General features: G+C 63.8%; 16 protein-coding genes. 12 read left to right on the top strand and 4 right to left on the bottom strand.

From position 1 onward, the window contains the following. Positions 1 to 110 precede the first annotated feature (110 nt). The 9 genes from MRBLMC3_RS17675 to MRBLMC3_RS17635 all read left to right on the top strand — a co-directional run bounded on the left by MRBLMC3_RS17675 (position 111) and on the right by MRBLMC3_RS17635 (position 10035). Positions 111 to 884 (top strand): Mrp/NBP35 family ATP-binding protein, encoded by a 774-nt coding sequence (locus MRBLMC3_RS17675; protein ID WP_414714667.1) that lies wholly within the window; start codon positions 111 to 113, stop codon positions 882 to 884. 79 nt (positions 885 to 963) lie between these two features. Further along, complete coding sequence (locus tag MRBLMC3_RS17670; protein WP_363739476.1) at positions 964 to 1413, top strand: CoA-binding protein; 450 nt, start codon at positions 964 to 966, stop codon at positions 1411 to 1413. Positions 1414 to 1452: 39 nt separating this feature from the next. After that, on the top strand, positions 1453 to 3720 hold the full coding sequence (locus MRBLMC3_RS17665) for a molybdopterin cofactor-binding domain-containing protein (RefSeq protein WP_363830915.1): 2268 nt from the start codon (positions 1453 to 1455) through the stop codon (positions 3718 to 3720). Positions 3721 to 3725: 5 nt separating this feature from the next. After that, entirely contained in the window at positions 3726 to 4697 is a 972-nt protein-coding gene (gene hemH / locus MRBLMC3_RS17660) for a ferrochelatase (RefSeq protein WP_363830912.1), read from the top strand. A 31-nt stretch (positions 4698 to 4728) separates the two neighbouring features. After that, positions 4729 to 5451, top strand: a complete 723-nt coding sequence (gene phbB / locus MRBLMC3_RS17655) for an acetoacetyl-CoA reductase (RefSeq protein WP_363739480.1) — start codon at positions 4729 to 4731, stop codon at positions 5449 to 5451. Continuing rightward, positions 5451 to 5726 (top strand): ribbon-helix-helix domain-containing protein, encoded by a 276-nt coding sequence (locus MRBLMC3_RS17650; protein ID WP_363739482.1) that lies wholly within the window; start codon positions 5451 to 5453, stop codon positions 5724 to 5726. Before phbB ends, MRBLMC3_RS17650 begins: the two co-directional genes overlap by 1 nt. Positions 5727 to 5812: 86 nt before the next feature. Then, the gene (locus MRBLMC3_RS17645) at positions 5813 to 8374 is read left to right on the top strand and encodes a TonB-dependent receptor (RefSeq protein ID WP_363830910.1); all 2562 of its coding nucleotides are present in this window, start codon (positions 5813 to 5815) and stop codon (positions 8372 to 8374) included. Between the two features lie 172 nt (positions 8375 to 8546). After that, positions 8547 to 9308, top strand: coding sequence for an energy transducer TonB (locus MRBLMC3_RS17640; RefSeq protein WP_363830908.1), 762 nt, complete (start codon positions 8547 to 8549; stop codon positions 9306 to 9308). A 43-nt stretch (positions 9309 to 9351) separates the two neighbouring features. Next, positions 9352 to 10035 carry a Fe2+-dependent dioxygenase gene (locus MRBLMC3_RS17635; RefSeq protein WP_363739488.1) on the top strand — a complete coding sequence of 228 codons (684 nt, stop codon included), beginning with the start codon at positions 9352 to 9354 and terminating at the stop codon, positions 10033 to 10035. Between the two features lie 40 nt (positions 10036 to 10075). Here the strand turns inward: MRBLMC3_RS17635 and MRBLMC3_RS17630 are convergent, their stop codons facing one another. Together MRBLMC3_RS17630 and dnaN are read right to left on the bottom strand one after the other, a co-directional pair. Then, the gene (locus MRBLMC3_RS17630; protein WP_363830905.1) at positions 10076 to 11296 is read right to left on the bottom strand and encodes an MBL fold metallo-hydrolase; all 1221 of its coding nucleotides are present in this window, start codon (positions 11294 to 11296) and stop codon (positions 10076 to 10078) included. Positions 11297 to 11393: 97 nt separating this feature from the next. Then, positions 11394 to 12506 carry a DNA polymerase III subunit beta gene (gene dnaN / locus MRBLMC3_RS17625; RefSeq protein ID WP_133653354.1) on the bottom strand — a complete coding sequence of 371 codons (1113 nt, stop codon included), beginning with the start codon at positions 12504 to 12506 and terminating at the stop codon, positions 11394 to 11396. A gap of 151 nt (positions 12507 to 12657) precedes the next feature. On the opposite strand from dnaN, the gene MRBLMC3_RS17620 reads away from it, so the two are divergent. From MRBLMC3_RS17620 to MRBLMC3_RS17610, 3 genes are all read left to right on the top strand, one after another. Beyond that, positions 12658 to 13170, top strand: coding sequence for a hypothetical protein (locus MRBLMC3_RS17620; protein WP_133653353.1), 513 nt, complete (start codon positions 12658 to 12660; stop codon positions 13168 to 13170). Between the two features lie 72 nt (positions 13171 to 13242). Then, positions 13243 to 14502 (top strand): 23S rRNA (adenine(2503)-C(2))-methyltransferase RlmN, encoded by a 1260-nt coding sequence (gene rlmN / locus MRBLMC3_RS17615; protein ID WP_363830903.1) that lies wholly within the window; start codon positions 13243 to 13245, stop codon positions 14500 to 14502. Positions 14503 to 14613: 111 nt separating this feature from the next. After that, positions 14614 to 15039: a hypothetical protein gene (locus tag MRBLMC3_RS17610; protein ID WP_363831230.1), complete on the top strand. Its 426-nt coding sequence runs from the start codon at positions 14614 to 14616 to the stop codon at positions 15037 to 15039. A gap of 51 nt (positions 15040 to 15090) precedes the next feature. Here the strand turns inward: MRBLMC3_RS17610 and MRBLMC3_RS17605 are convergent, their stop codons facing one another. Both MRBLMC3_RS17605 and MRBLMC3_RS17600 read right to left on the bottom strand, forming a co-directional pair. Next, positions 15091 to 15600 (bottom strand): outer membrane protein, encoded by a 510-nt coding sequence (locus MRBLMC3_RS17605; protein ID WP_363739496.1) that lies wholly within the window; start codon positions 15598 to 15600, stop codon positions 15091 to 15093. 364 nt (positions 15601 to 15964) lie between these two features. Further along, entirely contained in the window at positions 15965 to 16471 is a 507-nt protein-coding gene (locus MRBLMC3_RS17600; RefSeq protein WP_363739498.1) for a porin family protein, read from the bottom strand. Between the last annotated feature and the right edge of the window lie 274 nt (positions 16472 to 16745).

Below are 16745 nucleotides of genomic sequence, written 5' to 3'. Positions count from 1 at the left end.
CGCTGGCGCTGGACGTGGCGGGCCTGTCGCCCGAGCAGCGTGATGCGGTGGCCGCCGCGATCCGCGAGGGCGGGCTGGCCGTGCCCGGCGTCGATGATGTGCGCATCGCCATGACGGCCGAGCGCAAGCCGCTGAGGATCGTTGCCGTCGCATCGGGCAAGGGCGGGGTCGGCAAATCGACCCTCTCGGCCAATCTTGCGGTCGCGCTGCGGCGGCTGGGGGTGAAGGTCGGACTGGTCGACGCCGACATTTACGGCCCCTCGCAGGCGCGCCTGATGGCGAGCGAGGACAGGAAACCGCAGGCGCGGGACAAGCAGCTTATCCCGGTGCAAAGCCCCCTCGGCATTCCGATGCTGTCCATGGGACATCTGGTCGAACCCGGAAAGGCGCTGGCCTGGCGCGGGCCGATGGCGGGCAATGCCCTGGCCCAGCTGATCGAGGCGGATTGGGGCGATGTGGAACTGTTGATCGTCGACATGCCGCCGGGCACGGGCGACGTCCAGCTTTCGATGGTGCAGAAGCACAAGCCGGTCGGCGCCGTCATCGTCTCCACGCCCCAGGATCTCGCGCTGATCGACGCGGTCCGGGCGGTGAGCCTGTTCGAACAGACGCAGGTGCCGATCATCGGTCTGGTCGAGAATATGGCCGGCTATGCCTGTCCCCATTGCGGGGAAATGTCCGATCCCTTCGGGCAGGGCGGTGCGGAAGCCGCCGCCGGGGAGATGGGCATGCCCTTCCTGGGGCGCATTCCGCTGGCCATCGACATTCGTCGCCGCTCCGATGCGGGCGATCCTCCTGCGGCCGACGCGGATGGGTACGGCGCCACCTTCCGCGCCATTGCGGAGAAGGTTGCGGCCTGGCTGGAGGGCAGGGCGGGCTCTTAAGCCTCGCCCGTGGTTGGGGGAACGGCTTGCGTCCCTCCCGCGTCCTTCCCATGTCATGGTAAATATGGAGGACCGCTGCATGCCGCTTACCGACGCGCAGGACATAGCTGATCTGTTGAACGAAACCCGCACCATAGCGCTGGTCGGGATTTCCGACCGGCCCGACCGGCCGAGCTATGGCGTGATGAAGACGCTGCAGGATCACGGTTATCGCGTGCTGCCGGTCAATCCGCAGATCGCCGGCGAGCATGTCCATGGCGAATTCGTCTGGGCCAGCCTGTCGGACATCGGCGTGCCGATCGACATGGTCGACATCTTCCGCCGCAGCGAGGCGGCGGGGGATGCGGTGGACGATGCCATAGCCGCCGGGGCCAAGGCCGTCTGGATGCAACTGGCCGTGATCAATGAGGCGGCCGCCGCCAGGGCGGAGGCGGCGGGACTCAAGGTGGTCATGGATCGCTGTCCCGCGATCGAGATACGCCGCCTCCGGCTCGACCCGGTCACGAACCGTTCGGCAGGCGCGCAATAGGGCTTTGCAGAGCTTCCAAGCCTCTTTATCAGCGGTTTCATGGGGCGCGCACCGCGGAAGCAGGGTCAGCAGACGAAAAGGGGCTTGAACCGGCGCAGCCTGCTTGTCGGCGGGGGCGCGACGGCGGGGCTTTTGCTGGCATGGGCGGTATGGCCCCGATCCTATCGCCCCAATCTCAACACCGCGCCGGGTGAGACGGCCTTCAACGCATTCCTGAAGATCGACCGGACCGGCCAGGTGGTCGTGATCGTGCCGCAGACGGAGATGGGGCAGGGCGTCACCACCCTGCTGCCGCAGATACTGGCGGACGAACTGGGGGCGGACTGGCGAACCGTCGGGGTGCAGAGCGCGCCGATCGGCCCGCTCTATGCCAATGTCCTGCTGGCGCGCGAATGGCTGGCCAGTGACTGGAGCCGGCTGGCGGGCGGAGCGGGCGAATGGACCATCGACCAATATGCGATCCGCCGCGCCCTGATGCTGACCGGAGCGGGCACGTCGATCCCGATGTTCCACCAGGCCTATCGGGAGGCGGGGGCGGCGGCGCGGGTTCTGCTGTGCAAGGCGGCGGCGGCCCGCTGGGACGTCGCCTGGGAAAGCTGCGATATCCAGAACGGCATCATTTCCGACGGCGGACAGCGCAGATTGAAGCTGGGCGAGGTGGTGGAGGATGCGGCCACCTACGACCTGCCTGAGATCCTGCCCTTCCGCCAGTCGGAGGTGGACCGGCTGGCGGGGCAGGAACTGCCACGGCTCGACACCCCGTCCAAGATCGACGGCAGCCATAATTTCGCGGCCGACATCCGCCTGCCCGACATGGTCTTCGCCTCCATCCGCCAGGGTCCCATCGGCGACGCCGTCCTGAAAAGCGTCAATGAGCGGACGGCGAAATCCGTCACCGGATTCCTGAAGCTGGTGCGGCAGGAACGCTGGGTCGCGGTGGTGGCCAGCAACTGGTGGGCGGCAAACAGGGCGCTGGACCTGGCCGATCCCCTCTTCGCGCTGTCCGGCAAGCCGGTGGACAGTGCCGGGATCCAGGCAACGCTGGAGCAGGCCTTTTCCGGTTCCGGCGAACGGCTCTACGCGCAGGGTGATCTGGGGCCGCTGTTCGAGGATGCGACCATCCTCGCCAGTGAATATAGGGTGGCTCCAGGGCTGCACCTGGCGCCGGAGCCGATGTGCGCCACCGCCCGGATCAGCGAGGACAGCGCGGAGGTGTGGATGGCGACGCAGGCGCCCGGCCTGGCGCGCGCCGCCATCGCCCGCGCGCTGGGGCTGCCGGCGCAGGCGGTAACGCTATACCCGCTGCATGCCGGCGGGGGCTATGGACGCCGTATGGACTTCGACGCGGGCGTGCAAGCCGCGCTGCTTTCCCGCGAAATGGGGCGTCCCGTGCAACTGCTCTGGTCCCGGCTCGAGGATGTGATCCAGGACCGGCCCAGCGCCCCCGCCCATGCGCGCATGGCGGGCAAGCTGGGTCGCAACGGAGCGGTCGAAGGCTGGTCGGCGAAGGTTGCCGCCCCCTGCGCCATGACCCAGACATGGGCGCGCATCGCCCATGGCAAACCCGCATATGAAGCCAGCGCCGATGCCGCCGGCACGTCCACCCGGCTGGCGGTGGCGGGCATGGAACTGCCCTATGCCGTGCCCAATTGGGCGGTGGATCACTTTCCGGCCGATGTCGGCCTGCCCCTGGGGTTCGCGCGCGGCAACGCGCATCTGCACGGCGCTTTCTTCACCGAAAGCTTCATGGACGAACTTGCCCATCAGGCGCAGATGGAGGCGATGTCCTTCCGCATCCAGATGCTGGGCGGCAATCCCCGGCTCGCACATTGCCTGACCACGGTGGGCGCGATGGGCGGCTGGCAGGGCGGCATAGAGGGAAGCGGGCAGGGGCTGGCGGCGCATGTGATGAACGGCGCCTTCATCGCCGTCATGGTGGAGGCGGGCATAGCCGAGGGCAAGCTCCAGGTGTCGCGGATCATCGCTGCCGTTGATGGGGGGGAGCAGATCAATCCCGACGTCGCCAGACAGCAGGTCGAAAGCGGCCTGATCCACGGCCTGGCCTTCGCCATGGGTGCGTCCGTCCCCTATGCGAAGGGCATGCCGACGCGGGCGATTCTGGGCCGCATGGACCTGCCCCGCCTCGGCGATGTGGGAGAGGTTACCGTTGAACTGGTGCGCAGCACCGCGCCCCCCGCCGGGCTGACCGATCTCGGCGCCCCGCTGGTGGCGCCCGCTGTCGCCAATGCACTGTTCACCACCGCCGGGCGGCGTTTCCGCACCGTGCCCCTGCTGATGGAAGGGTGAAGCCTGTGGGCAAGATCGGCCTGCTCCTTATCAATCTCGGCACGCCCGATGGCCCGGACCCTGCGTCGGTGCGGCGCTATCTTGCCGAATTCCTGTCCGACCGCCGCGTCGTGGAAATCCCGCCATTGCTGTGGCAGCCGATATTGCGCGGCCCGATCCTGCTGACGCGTCCCAGGAAATCCGCCCATGCCTATCGCCAGGTCTGGATGAAGGAGGGGGGACCGCTCGCGGTTTACACGCGCGATACCGCCCACGCCATGCAGGAACGGATGGGTCCGGACGTGATGGTGGATTGGGCGATGCGCTATGGTAATCCGGCGGTCGGCGCGCGGCTGGAAGCCATGGTCGCCGCCGGGTGCAATCGCATCCTTCTGGCACCGCTTTATCCCCAATATTGCGCGGCGACGACGGCCAGTGCGCTCGACGCCGCCTATGCCGCGCTCGCAAAGATGCGGGCGCAACCGGCGATCCGCACGCTGCCGCCCTATCATGTCGATCCGGCTTATATCGAGGCGCTGCGCGCATCGACGCAGGCGCAACTCGCCTCGCTGGATTTCGCGCCGGACCTGCTGATCGCCAGCTTCCACGGCATGCCGGAGCGCACAAGGCAATTGGGCGATCCCTATCGCGACCAATGCGTCGATAGCGCAAGGCTGCTGGGCGAGGCATTGGGGCGGGAGGTGCGCGTCACCTTTCAATCGCGTTTTGGCTCTGCGAAATGGCTGGGTCCGGCGACGGATGAGGTGCTGCGCCAGCTCCCTTCCGAAAATGTCCGGAATGTTGCTGTCCTGACCCCCGGATTTTCGGCGGACTGCCTGGAAACCCTAGAGGAAATCGCCATTCGCGGTAAAGAGGACTTTATCGCTTCCGGCGGTAATAATTTTGTCCATTTGAGTTGTTTGAACGCGTCTTCGGACGCTATTAATCTGTATGAAGATCTGGCCCGTCGCGAACTGGCTGGCTGGTTGGAGAGATAAGTTTCGTCCCGTTTTTTGAAGGAGAGCCACCATGAGCAAAGTTGCAGTCGTCACGGGCGGAACACGTGGAATTGGCGAGGCAATCAGCCTGGCCCTCAAGGAGATGGGGTTCACGGTCGCGGCCAACTATGCCGGCAATGACGCCAAGGCGCAGGCCTTTTCGGAAAAGACCGGCATAGCCTCCTTCAAATGGGACGTGGGCGACCACCAGGCCTGCCTGGACGGCTGCGCGCAGGTGACAGAGGCGCTGGGACCGATCGATGTCGTGGTCAACAATGCCGGCATCACGCGCGACGGCGTGCTGGCGAAGATGAGCTTTGACGACTGGAACGAGGTGATGCGCATCAATCTGGGCGGTTGCTTCAACATGGCGAAGGCGACCTTCGGGGGAATGCGGGAACGCGGCTGGGGCCGTTTCGTCAATATTGGTTCGATCAACGGCCAGGCGGGCCAATATGGTCAGGTCAACTATGCCGCCGCCAAGTCGGGCATCCATGGCTTCACCAAGGCGCTGGCGCAGGAAGGCGCAAAATATGGCGTCACCGTCAACGCGATCGCGCCGGGCTATATCGATACGGACATGGTTGCCGCGGTGCCGCCGCCGGTGCTGGAGAAGATCGTGGCCAAGATTCCCGTCGGCCGCCTGGGCCGCGCCGAGGAAATAGCCCGTGGGGTCGCCTTTTTCTGCAGCGAGGACGGCGGTTTCGTGACCGGCAGCACGCTGTCGATCAATGGCGGCCAGCACATGTACTGATGGAAGAGGAGGGGCGTTCCCAAGGCGCTTCGGCGTCGGCGACATCGCCCTTCGCTCCGCCGGTCAAGCGCAGCGTGACCATTGCGGGCCATCAGACCGCGATCAGCCTTGAGCCGATATTCTGGCAAGCCCTTCGCACGGCCGCTGCGCGAGAGGGTTTGCCGGTAAACGCGTTGATCGCGCGCATAGATGTGGCCCGCATGGCGGCGGCCGACCCACCCAACCTTGGCAGCGCCATAAGGTGCTGGCTCTTCGACGATACTATACGATCATAAAATAATAATTATTCGCAATAGCGTTGACTCTGCGAACAAGTCGCAATAGCAGGCCCCTCAAGTTTCAAGAAAGGGGTTCTGTTTTCATGTCCAAAGCACTGTCACGGCCTTCCTTCCTGGCGCTGAGCTGCGTCGGCGCCATGGCGTTCGCATCGTCCGCCCAAGCCCAGGATAATGCGCAGGGGCCCAGGCTCGGCGGGATGACGGTCACCGATACGGCGATCGACGAATCCCCCGTCAAGGTAGAGAAGGCCGAATCGCCCAAATATACTCGCCCGCTGCTCGATACGCCTCAGACCATCACCGTGATCGGCAAGGAAACCATCCAGCAGCAGAACCTGCTGACGCTGCGCGAAGTGCTGTCCACGGTTCCAGGCATCACCTTTGGCGCTGGCGAGGGCGGCTTCGGCTATGGCGATCGCATCATCCTGCGCGGGCAGGACGCGAAGAACGACGTGACGGTCGATGGCGTGCGATCCGGGGCATTCCTGAACCGCAACGAAGTCTATAATATCGAGCAGGTTGAAGTCACCAACGGCGCCAATTCGGTCATGAACGGTGGCGGTTCGGTTGCCGGCACGATCAACCTGGTTACGAAGCGCCCGCTGGCCGACGACCAGATCATCCTCAATGCAGGGATCGGCACCGACAACTATTATCGCGCGACCATCGATGCGAACAAGCGTGTCAACGACCTGATCGCGGTGCGCCTCAATGCCGTCTATCACGCCAATGACGTGCCCGGTCGCGATGTCGAGGATTACAAGCGCTGGGGCGTCGCGCCCGCCATCACGATCGGTATCGACAGCCCGACCAGCCTGACGCTGCAGGGGGAATATCTGGATGACAAGGCGATGCCGCAATATGGCATCCGCTATTTCCCGGCGCTGGGCGGCATCCTCAAGCAGTTCGACCGTTCCGGCTATTACGGCTTCGCCAATCTGGACCGGCAGGACAGCAAGACCAAGTCGTTGCAGGCGATCTTCAGCCATGCCTTCAGCGATACCGTCAAGGTCCGCAACCTGACGCGCTACGAACATATCCGCCAGGATACGGTGACCAGCCAGCCGAACGGCGTCTTCTGCCTCGACAACGGCACGGCGGCCGGCTTCAATCCGGACACCGGCGGCGCCTGCACCCAGCGCATCGGGACAACAGCGGCGGGCGAGACGTTGACCATTCCGGTGGGCTATTATGTACCGACGGGCGGTCGCGGGAACCAGCGTTTCATCACCAATGAGACCGCCTATAACCAGATCGACCTCAGCGCCGATTTCGACACTGGCGGCATCGGCCATACGCTGGTCATCGGCGGCTCTGCCTTGTGGGAGCGTTACGACCAGTTGCAGGGCAGCCTGGGCCGCACCGCAAACGGCTTCGATCCCTATGCCGCGCCCTTTACGGCCCCGGCAACCGGCGCGGGTGCGGCCAACCCGGCCTATAATGCCGCCGCCAGCCTGGGCTTCTACTTGCCGCTGGTGAACATAGCCGATCCGTCGTCGGGCATCGTCGGCCCGGCCGCGACCACCGGCCTGGCGCGCGCCTATGGCAGCAACAATTATGTCGGCCCCGTCAACTTCACCCTCGGCACGCATAATGTGGGCGAGCAGACCAGCTATGCCGCCTATCTGTTCGACACGATGAAGTTCACCGACTGGTTCGAGATCAACGGCGGTATCCGTTATGAGAAGGTCCGGGGCTTCAACCGCACCTTCACCTACAACACGACCGGCGGGTCGGCGCAGCTCGGCCAGATCAGCACGGTCGGCAACCGGCTGGAGATCGATGACAATCTCTTCTCCTTCCGCGTGGGCGCTGTCGTGAAGCCGACGCCGGACACCAGCCTGTATGTCGCTTTCGGCAACTCCAAGCTGCCATCGAAATCGTCGGTCGACGGCAGCTGTACGGCGGACAATGTGGCCGGCGGTGGCGGCTCCTGCAATGTCAGGCCCGAGACCACGAAGAATTACGAGATCGGCGCGAAGGCGGACCTCTTCGACAAGCAGTTGCTGCTGACGCTGGCGCTGTTCCGCAATGATCGCAACCAGATCAAGGTCGTGTCAGGCGATCCGCTTCTGCCTGATCAGGCGACGGACGGTTTCCAGCGGGTGCAGGGCCTGTCCTTCGGCGCGTCGGGCAACATCACCAGCAACTGGACCATTTCGGCCAACTACATGTATCTCAAGAGCAAGATCAAGCAGGGCGTCTCCGACTATTGCCTTGCCCATCCCGGCGCGACCGATCCGGCAGCCGGCACCTGCGCGAACAGCACTGCCTTCCCCGATCCGACTGCGGGCTATTCGCTGACCAACACGCCGAAGCATTCGGGCAGCCTGTTCACCACCTACCGCTTCGGCTTTGGGCTGGAGCTGGGCTATGGCCTGACCTATCAGGGCAGCTTCCTGATGAACCAGCCTAGTCTCGCCCAGCTCGTCGCCAACAGCTATGTCGGCTACCGGGTGCCCAGCTACACCATTCACCGTTTCATGGCGTCCTATCCGATCACGGAAAAGCTGAAGGCGCAGGTGAACGTGCAGAACTTCACCAACGAGAAATATGTGACCACCGTTCGCACCAACATCAACAACAGCTGGGCGCAGCCGGCCCCGACCCGATCGGCCGTGTTCAGCCTCAACTACATGTTCTGACGATCCTGTCCCCCGGCAATCGTCCCTTGCCGGGGGACACGGGCGGGTGGCGATGCACTCCTATCCTCCTCGGGTCGCCACCCGCCCGATCCCATATAAAGATGCGATTGAGTAGCATTAGGATTCGCGTTATGGACGGCCTTCGCCTGCACGGCGGCAAAGGGGATCTGGCATGCTTCGCGTAGCAGATAGATTTGTGGAAGAGGGTGGGGAAAATGGGGTTGTCCCCCTGTCTGCCGCGCGGCCATCCCTTTCCAGCGTGCCGGCTCAACTCGACGCTGCTCCGGCCCGCTATGGTGCCCGGAGCGGGGTGAACGTCCCCGCCATCCTTGTCATCCTCCTGCTTCATGCCGTGATCATCGCCGCGCTGGTCCATGCCCGCCATCATGTGCATCGGATGCGGGAAGCCCGGCTGTCGGTCGTGAATCTCATGCCGCCGCCGCCGCCTCCATCTGTGAAGGCTCCGCCGCCCCCGCCGCAGAGCAGGATCGTCACGCCGCCGCCGCTGGTGAAAGTACCTCCGGCGCCGGCGCCGACCGTGGCGACCACGCCGACCATCGTTCCTCCTGCACCACCCGCGCCGCCGCTGGCAGTCCCCGCGCCACCTTCGCCGCCCGCCATCTCCGTGGGGTCGAGCATCGTTCAGGGCGGCGACCTGGGCACGCAGATGATTGCGGGCAAGCCGCCCCGCTATCCGGTGGAGAGCCGTCGCAAGCGTGAGCAGGGGACCGTCCTTCTTGCGTTGACGCTGGGTCTGGATGGCGCGGTGGAAAGCCTCTCCATCGCGCAGAGCAGTGGTTTTGCCCGACTGGACAATGCCGCGCGCGACGCGGTACGCGGCTGGCGCTGGAAGCCCGTGATGCGCGACGGCCAGCCCGTGCGGGTCAAGGGCGTGGTCGAAATCCCGTTCGTCCTGCGCAGCGGAGTAGAGTGAGAGACATGGCCTGCATCCTTCGTGCCCGGATCTCTTCATCGGCATGCTGACCGTCATCCCCGACCTGCTGGACGACCAGGCCGTCACGCGCGTCCGCGCATTGATCGACGCGGCGCAATGGGTCGACGGCAACGTCACTTCCGGACATCAGTCGGCGCTCGCCAAGCACAACCTGCAATTGCCGGAGGATAGCGCCGAAGCGAAGCAGGCCGGGCAGATCGTGCTGGACGCCCTTGGTCGATCGCCCCTGTTCATCGCCGCCGCGCTGCCGCTCAAGGTCTTCCCTCCACTGTTCAACAGCTATGCGGGCGGGCAGGCCTTCGGCACCCATGTGGACAATGCCGTCAGGATACAGGCGGGTACCGGCTTTCGCGTCCGATCCGACCTGTCGATCACCGTTTTTCTGGAAGAGCCCGGCGGCTATGACGGTGGGGAATTGACGATCGAGACGAATTTCGGCGTGCAGCAGGTGAAATTGCCGACGGGCCATGCCGTGCTCTATCCATCATCGTCATTGCACAGGGTGGAGCCTGTGACCCGCGGACGCCGGGTGGCCAGCTTCTTCTGGCTCCAGTCGATGGTGCGGGACGATGCGGCGCGCCAGATGCTGTTCGATCTCGACAGCAGCATTCAGGCGCTAGCCAGCACGCTGGGGCATGAGGATGCGCAGGTCATCCGGCTGACTGGCGTATATCACAATCTGTTGCGGCGGTGGGCAGACGCCTGATCGCGACAGGAATGGGAGAAGGGCGGCACGCCATGCCCGACTATTCCAGCCGCGCAACTGCGTCCGCGTCGCAGCGCCGCTTTCCGATCCGCGCGGACGACCAGGCCGGAACCTGGATCGCCTGCCCCGCCTTCAAGGGCGCGAAACGCTGACGGTCGATGCCGGCGCAGCGCAGATACAGTTCCAGCAATTTGGGCGGCGTGTCCCATTTCTCGTAGGAGAGATGAAAGGTCCCCCAGTGGATGGGGATCGCGGTTGAAGCATTCAGCGTCTTGAACAGCGTCACGGCCTGCTCCGGTCCGATATGCGCGTCCGACTGCATCTGTCCCGGCCAGAAGCGGAAAGCGCCGATAGGGATCAGCGCCAGCCTGATCGGCCCAAGCCGCGCCGCTTCCTCTGCCCATGTCATGTCGCCTGCGCCGGTGTCGCCCGCGAAGAAGATATTGCCCGCTCGCGTGCTGACGAAAAAGCCAGACCAGAGCGCCCGGTTTCGGTCGGTGCCCCAGCGGCTGCTCCAATGATGATTGCGCACCACATGGACGCGATAATCCGGGCAATGCTCATAATTCTCGCACTGGATCACGCTATTCTCGCCCAGGCCGTTCAGCGCAGCGCCGCTTGTCGAACGGCCCCAGTCCAGCGCCGTTGAAGGAATGCCGTTCGCCTTCAGGATGATGTCATTGCCCAGGCTGGTGATGATCTTCGGCCTGTCCCGCTCCCACAATCTTTTCAGGGTGGGAATGTCCATATGATCATAATGATTGTGGCTGAGAAGGATGAGGTCGATCTTCGGCAGATCGTCGAAGCGCACGCCCGGCTGCGTCACCCGCTTCGGACCCAGCGGCGGGAAGGGGCTGGCATAGTCGGACCAGATCGGATCCGTCAGGATATTGAGGCCGGCCGCCTGAACCAGCACGGTCGCATGTCCCACCCAGGTGGCGACCATGCCGCGTGGCGCGGCGAAGGCCGGAGGGCGGGAGGGCTTTACCGCCACCCTGTCGGGCCATGCGGGTCGGTCGTCCTGCCGCAGCAGCCAGCGGGCCACCAAGCCGCGCTGGTTATGGCCCGGCGGCGCGGGATAGCGCCTTTCCCCATCGGGATTGAAGAAACGCGCGCCGTCATAATGGCGGCTGACCGGCCCTTCATAATAGATGCGGTCGAGAAAGGGTGGAACGATGGTAACCGCCAGACACAGCGTCACCGCCAGAAACAGCAGCGCCGCGCCCAATCCCCTCATGATTTTCCCGACAACTGGGCCCATGCCATTTCCCGCTCCGATCAACAGCTTGGACATAGCGTCGATCAGGACATCGGCAAGCGCTGAGAATAGCCGCGCTTTCGAAGCGCGCGGCCGATCCTCAGACGCGCATCGGCATCAGTACGTAGAGCGCCGGGCTGCGGTCGTCTTCCCGGATCAGCGTCGGCGCGGCGGCGTCGGCGAGATGCAGTTCCACCAGCTCACTGTCGATCTGGCCGAGAATGTCGAGCAGATAGCGAGCATTGAAACCGATGTCGAAGCCTTCGCCCTGGAACGCGCCGGGCACTTCTTCGGCCGCGGTGCCGTTTTCCGGGCTGGTGACGGACAGGGTGATCTTGTCGCGGTCCAGCGTCATCTTGACGGCGCGCGTCTTTTCCGTGGCGATAGTGGCAACGCGGTCAACACCTTCCTCGAAGCTGCGCGGGTCGATCTTGAGCAGCTTGTCATTGGCGGTCGGGATGACCCGGCTGTAATCCGGGAAAGTGCCGTCGATCAGCTTGCTGGTCAGGATCGCGTTGCCCAGGCCGAAGCGGATCTTGCTGGCGGAGAGCGAAATCTGCACAGAACCTTCGACCTCGTCGAGCAGCTTGCGCAGTTCGCCGATGCACTTCCGCGGCACGATGATGCCCGGCATGCCGTCGGCGCCATCCGGACGCGGCACGGTGACGCGGGCGAGGCGATGGCCGTCGGTCGCGGCCGCCTTCAGCACGGGTTGCCCCTCGTCGGAAACATGGAAATAAATGCCGTTCAGATAATAGCGCGTCTCTTCGGTCGAGATGGCGAAGCGCGTCTTGTCGATGATCTGCTTCAGCGTTTCGGCCGGCAGTTCGAAGCTGGTCGGCAGGTCGCCTTCCGCGATCACCGGGAAATCGTCGCGCGGCAGGGTGGACAGGTTGAAGCGGGCGCGCCCCGCCTGGATCAGCATCTTGCCCTCGGCCGCCTGGAGCGAGACCTGCGATCCTTCGGGCAGCTTGCGAGCGATGTCGAACAGGGTGTGCGCGGAAATCGTGGTCGCGCCAGGCTGTTCGACCTGCGCGGCGACGCTTTCGACGATCTGGAGGTCGAGATCGGTCGCCATCAGCTTGATCGCGCCATCCGCCGATGCTTCGATCAGCACGTTGGACAGGATCGGAATCGTGTTGCGCCGCTCCACCACCGACTGGACGTGGCTGAGGCTCTTGAGCAGCGTTGCGCGTTCGATGGTGGCCTTCATGTCCCTGTTCTGTCCGTTTCTTTTCTGCGCAAAGCCCGAACTCGGTCGAATCCGGGCGACAATGATGGATGGTCCTTCATAGCCGCTGTGACGGCCCCTGCAAGCGCTGGGTGATCGTTTCGTTTGGCAAAGGGTTGCAAAAGGGATCAGCATGCGCTTTGCCGGTGATGTGAAAGCTCCATGGCTCCTCGTCCTGCCCTTCATGATGACTGGCGTCGCGGCCGAGGCGCGGGATTCGCTGGGCGTTTTCGAAGCATGGGGCGCGTTTCGCGATCCTGCCCTTCCTGATGCCAATGGTCCGCGCTGCTATGCGCTGTCCGTGCCGGTGGCGACCGGCGGTGACGGCTTTGCCGCGGTGGGAAGCTGGCCGCGCCAGCGGGTGCGGGGTCAGGTGCATTTCCGCCTGAGCCGGATGCGGGCGAGCGATGCGGCGGTGATCCTGAATGTGGGGGATCGCCGCTTTTCACTGGTGGCGGGGCAGGTCGATGCCTGGGCGCCCGATGCGCGGGTGGATGCCGCGATCGTCGCTGCGATGCGCTCCGCGACCAGCATGAGCGTGCAAACGCGGGACGGGCGCGGGCGCGGCTTTGCCGACACCTATGCGTTGCGCGGCGCGGCCACGGCGATCGATGCGGCGGCACTGGGATGCGCGCGATTGCGGTGAGCCGGGTGGAAGTGGGCGGGGTTCATGCGGTCGCCCTTCCAAATTCCCCCAAAATCCGCTATGGGCGCGGCCATGCAGACAGCCGCCAACCCCCTGATGCCGATTCCCGGCGCTATCGACCCTGTGCCCGTGCCCCGCGCCGTTACGCCCCGTGAGGATGGACGGATCGACCTGATGGGACTGTCGCGGCCGCAGATCAAGGATGCGCTGGAAGAGGCCGGGCTCGACGCCAGGCAGGCGAAGCTGCGGTCCAAGCAACTTTTCCACTGGCTCTATCATCGCGGCGAGACCGATTTCGACGCCATGACCGACCTCGCCAAGCCGATGCGCGGCTGGATGGCGGGGCGTTTCGTCGTAGGGCGCCCGGAAGTGGTCGAGGCGCAGGTCTCCAGCGACGGCACGCGCAAGTGGCTGCTGCGCTCCGATGATGGCCAGGATTATGAGATGGTGTTCATCCCGGACGCGGATCGGGGCACGCTCTGCGTGTCGAGCCAGGTGGGCTGCACGCTCAACTGCCGTTTCTGCCATACCGGCACGATGCGGCTGGTGCGCAACCTGACGCCGGGCGAGATTGTGGGTCAGGTCATGCTGGCCCGCGATGCCCTTGGCGAATGGCCCAAGGGGAGCATGGCGTCGGCCAATGACGATGAGGCCGACGACGCCTCGCAATATACGACCGACGGTCGCATGCTGACCAACATCGTGATGATGGGGATGGGCGAGCCGCTCTACAATTTCGACCATGTGCGCGACGCGTTGAAGGTCGTGATGGACGGCGATGGCCTCGCCCTGTCGAAGCGGCGCATCACCCTCTCCACCTCCGGCGTCGTGCCGATGATGGCGCGGGCGGGCGAAGAGATCGGCGTCAACCTTGCCGTGTCGCTGCATGCCGTTACCAAGGATGTGCGCGACGAACTGGTGCCGCTCAACAGGAAGTTCGGCATCGATCAGCTTTTGCAGGCCTGCGCCGACTATCCGGGCGCGAACAATGCGCGGCGCATCACTTTCGAATATGTCATGATCAAGGACAAGAACGACAGCGACGAGGATGCGCGGGAACTGGTCCGCCTGCTCCGCCAGTACAAGCTGCCGGCGAAGGTCAATCTGATCCCGTTCAATCCCTGGCCGGGCACGGATTATGAATGTTCGACGCCCGAACGCATCAGGCGCTTTTCCGACATCGTGTTCGAGGGCGGGATCAGCGCGCCGGTGCGCACGCCCCGCGGACGGGACATCATGGCGGCCTGCGGGCAGCTCAAGTCCGCGAGCGAGAAGAAGAGTCGCGCAGAACTCGACCGGCTGGCGGCGGAGAAGCAAGCCGCGCTCGGATAGAGCGGGGCTGATGGTGCGCGCCCAAGTGGCACGAGAAACGAAACCCCGCCCGGAACGGCGGGGTTTTTCTTTGGCCCTTCGTCCGGGCGGCATGAAGAAGGGTGAATGGGAATGACGGACGAAGAGATTGAATGGATCGCGACGGGCTTTTGCGCGCGAACGCTCCCCAAGGAGGAGTGGACCCACAGGGCCCATTTTGCGATGGCATTATGGCTGATGCTGCGGCGGCCTGATCTGGTGCCGGAGCGCGACATGCCGGGGATGATCGCGGCCTATAATGAAAGCGTGGGCGGCGTGAACAGCGATACGTCCGGCTATCATGAGACGATCACACAGGCGTCGCTGGGTGCGGCGCGGGCGGTGCTGGCGGGATTGCCGGAAGGCGTGTCGCCAGGGCAAGCCTTTGCCGCGCTGATGGCCTCCCCCATGGCCGACAAGGATTGGCCGTTTGCCTATTGGTCGCGTGAGCGGTTGATGTCGGCGGAAGCGCGGCGGACCTGGATGGCGCCGGATCTGAAACCCCTGCCTTGGGCATAGAAAAAGGGCGGCCCGTCAGGACCGCCCTTTCCCTGTTCCATCCGAGAGGGATTAGAAACGGAAACCGACGCCGACGATGCCGGCATCACGGCTGACATTGTCCTCATACTCGCTGCGCTGATATTCAGCCGAGATGTAGGTGTTGCCGGTCACTGCGAATTCGATACCACCGCCGTAGCGAACGCCTTCGATCGAACCACCGAAGTTGCTGTTCGACGCTTCGAGGCGGGTGTTGGCATAGCCGACCTTGCCGAAGGCGAGAACGCGCGGGGTCAGGATGTAGCCCAGACGGACCGAAGCAGCCAGGTCACGGCTGACTTCCGTGCCATTGCCGCCGACAGTGGTGTCGCTGAACGACACTTCCGGGCCGAAGGTGATGTTCGGGGTGACGGCCAGGTCGTAGCCGGTCGACACGCCATAAGCGAAGCCGTCGTTACCGCCGAGCTTGTCATAGCCGCCGATGACGCCCGCGCGCGGGCCAGTGAAGGGCGCGGCGTCCTGAGCGAAAGCGGGAGCGGAAATGGCGGCAGCAGCAAGGGCTGCGAAAATCACAGTCTTCATAAAATCCTCATATCATCAGAAACGAATAGTCCTGTAATTTGGACTGTCGTTTGTTCTTTTTACGGGATGACGTTACATGTCATTATTTGATCGTCATCTGGAACGCCGATATTGACCGGCCTATCCTCCCGTCCTGCATGCAGCGAAACTGATCGCTGACGACGCGCATATGTAACGAGATTGTCATTGTTGCAACATGGATATGAACTTTACAAATGTATGATGCTTTTTCGCAACAGTCTGACTTTGCATGAAAATGGGGCGGCTCCGCTGGGGCCGCCCCATTTTTGAATCGCGTCTCGCCTGGAGCGATTTCCAAGCGATCGGAATCGATCGCTGGTTAGGAAATCGCGGGAAACCCGCTCTAGAAGCGGAAGCCGACGCCCACTACGCCCGCGTCCCGACCGCCAAAATTATTTTCATATTCGGTCCGCTGATATTCGGCCGAGATATAGGTGCGCGGCGTTACCGAATATTCGAGGCCACCGCCATAGCGGACGCCTTCCAGCGTCTGGTGGTCGCCGGGAATTTCGAAGCGGCTGTTGGCGTAGCCCACCTTGCCGAACGCCAGCACCTGCGGCGTCACGACATAGCCCAGGCGCACCGATGCGGCGAGATCGCGGCTCGCATCGACGCCGCCGAACTTGGCCGTGGAATCGCTGAACGACACTTCCGGACCGAAAGTTACGCGGGGGGTGACGGCCAGGTCATAGCCGGTGGATACACCGTAGCTGAAGCCGTCGCCGCCATGGACCTTGTCATAACCCATGGTGACGCCAGCGCGCGGCCCAGTAAAGGGTGTAGCATCCTGAGCAAAGGCAGGAACAGAAACGGTGGCAGCAGCAATCGCTGCGAAAATCGCAGTTTTCATGGTATTCCTCTTGACTTGTTCTATACCCTGAACCGGGTGAGATCGATTTATGTTCTCAATCGGTTTTTAAAAGAGACTGAGTTGTAAAATATTTTCCATTTCGTCCCTCTTGAATTGACAGGGCATCGATCCATAGAAGCTTCAAAAGCCGGGAAATTGACTTGTTCCCGGCAGGGTGCTTATGGACCCGAAATCTGGCTCCCACATGAATGGAAGCATGAAAAATGATTCATGGGGCAGGGCAGCCCATCCTTTTTGACGCTGCTGGTGCAAA

Source organism: Sphingobium sp. LMC3-1-1.1, from assembly GCF_040676285.1.
Classification (GTDB): Bacteria; Pseudomonadota; Alphaproteobacteria; order Sphingomonadales; family Sphingomonadaceae; genus Sphingobium.
This window is presented reverse-complemented; position numbering and strand designations above follow the sequence as displayed.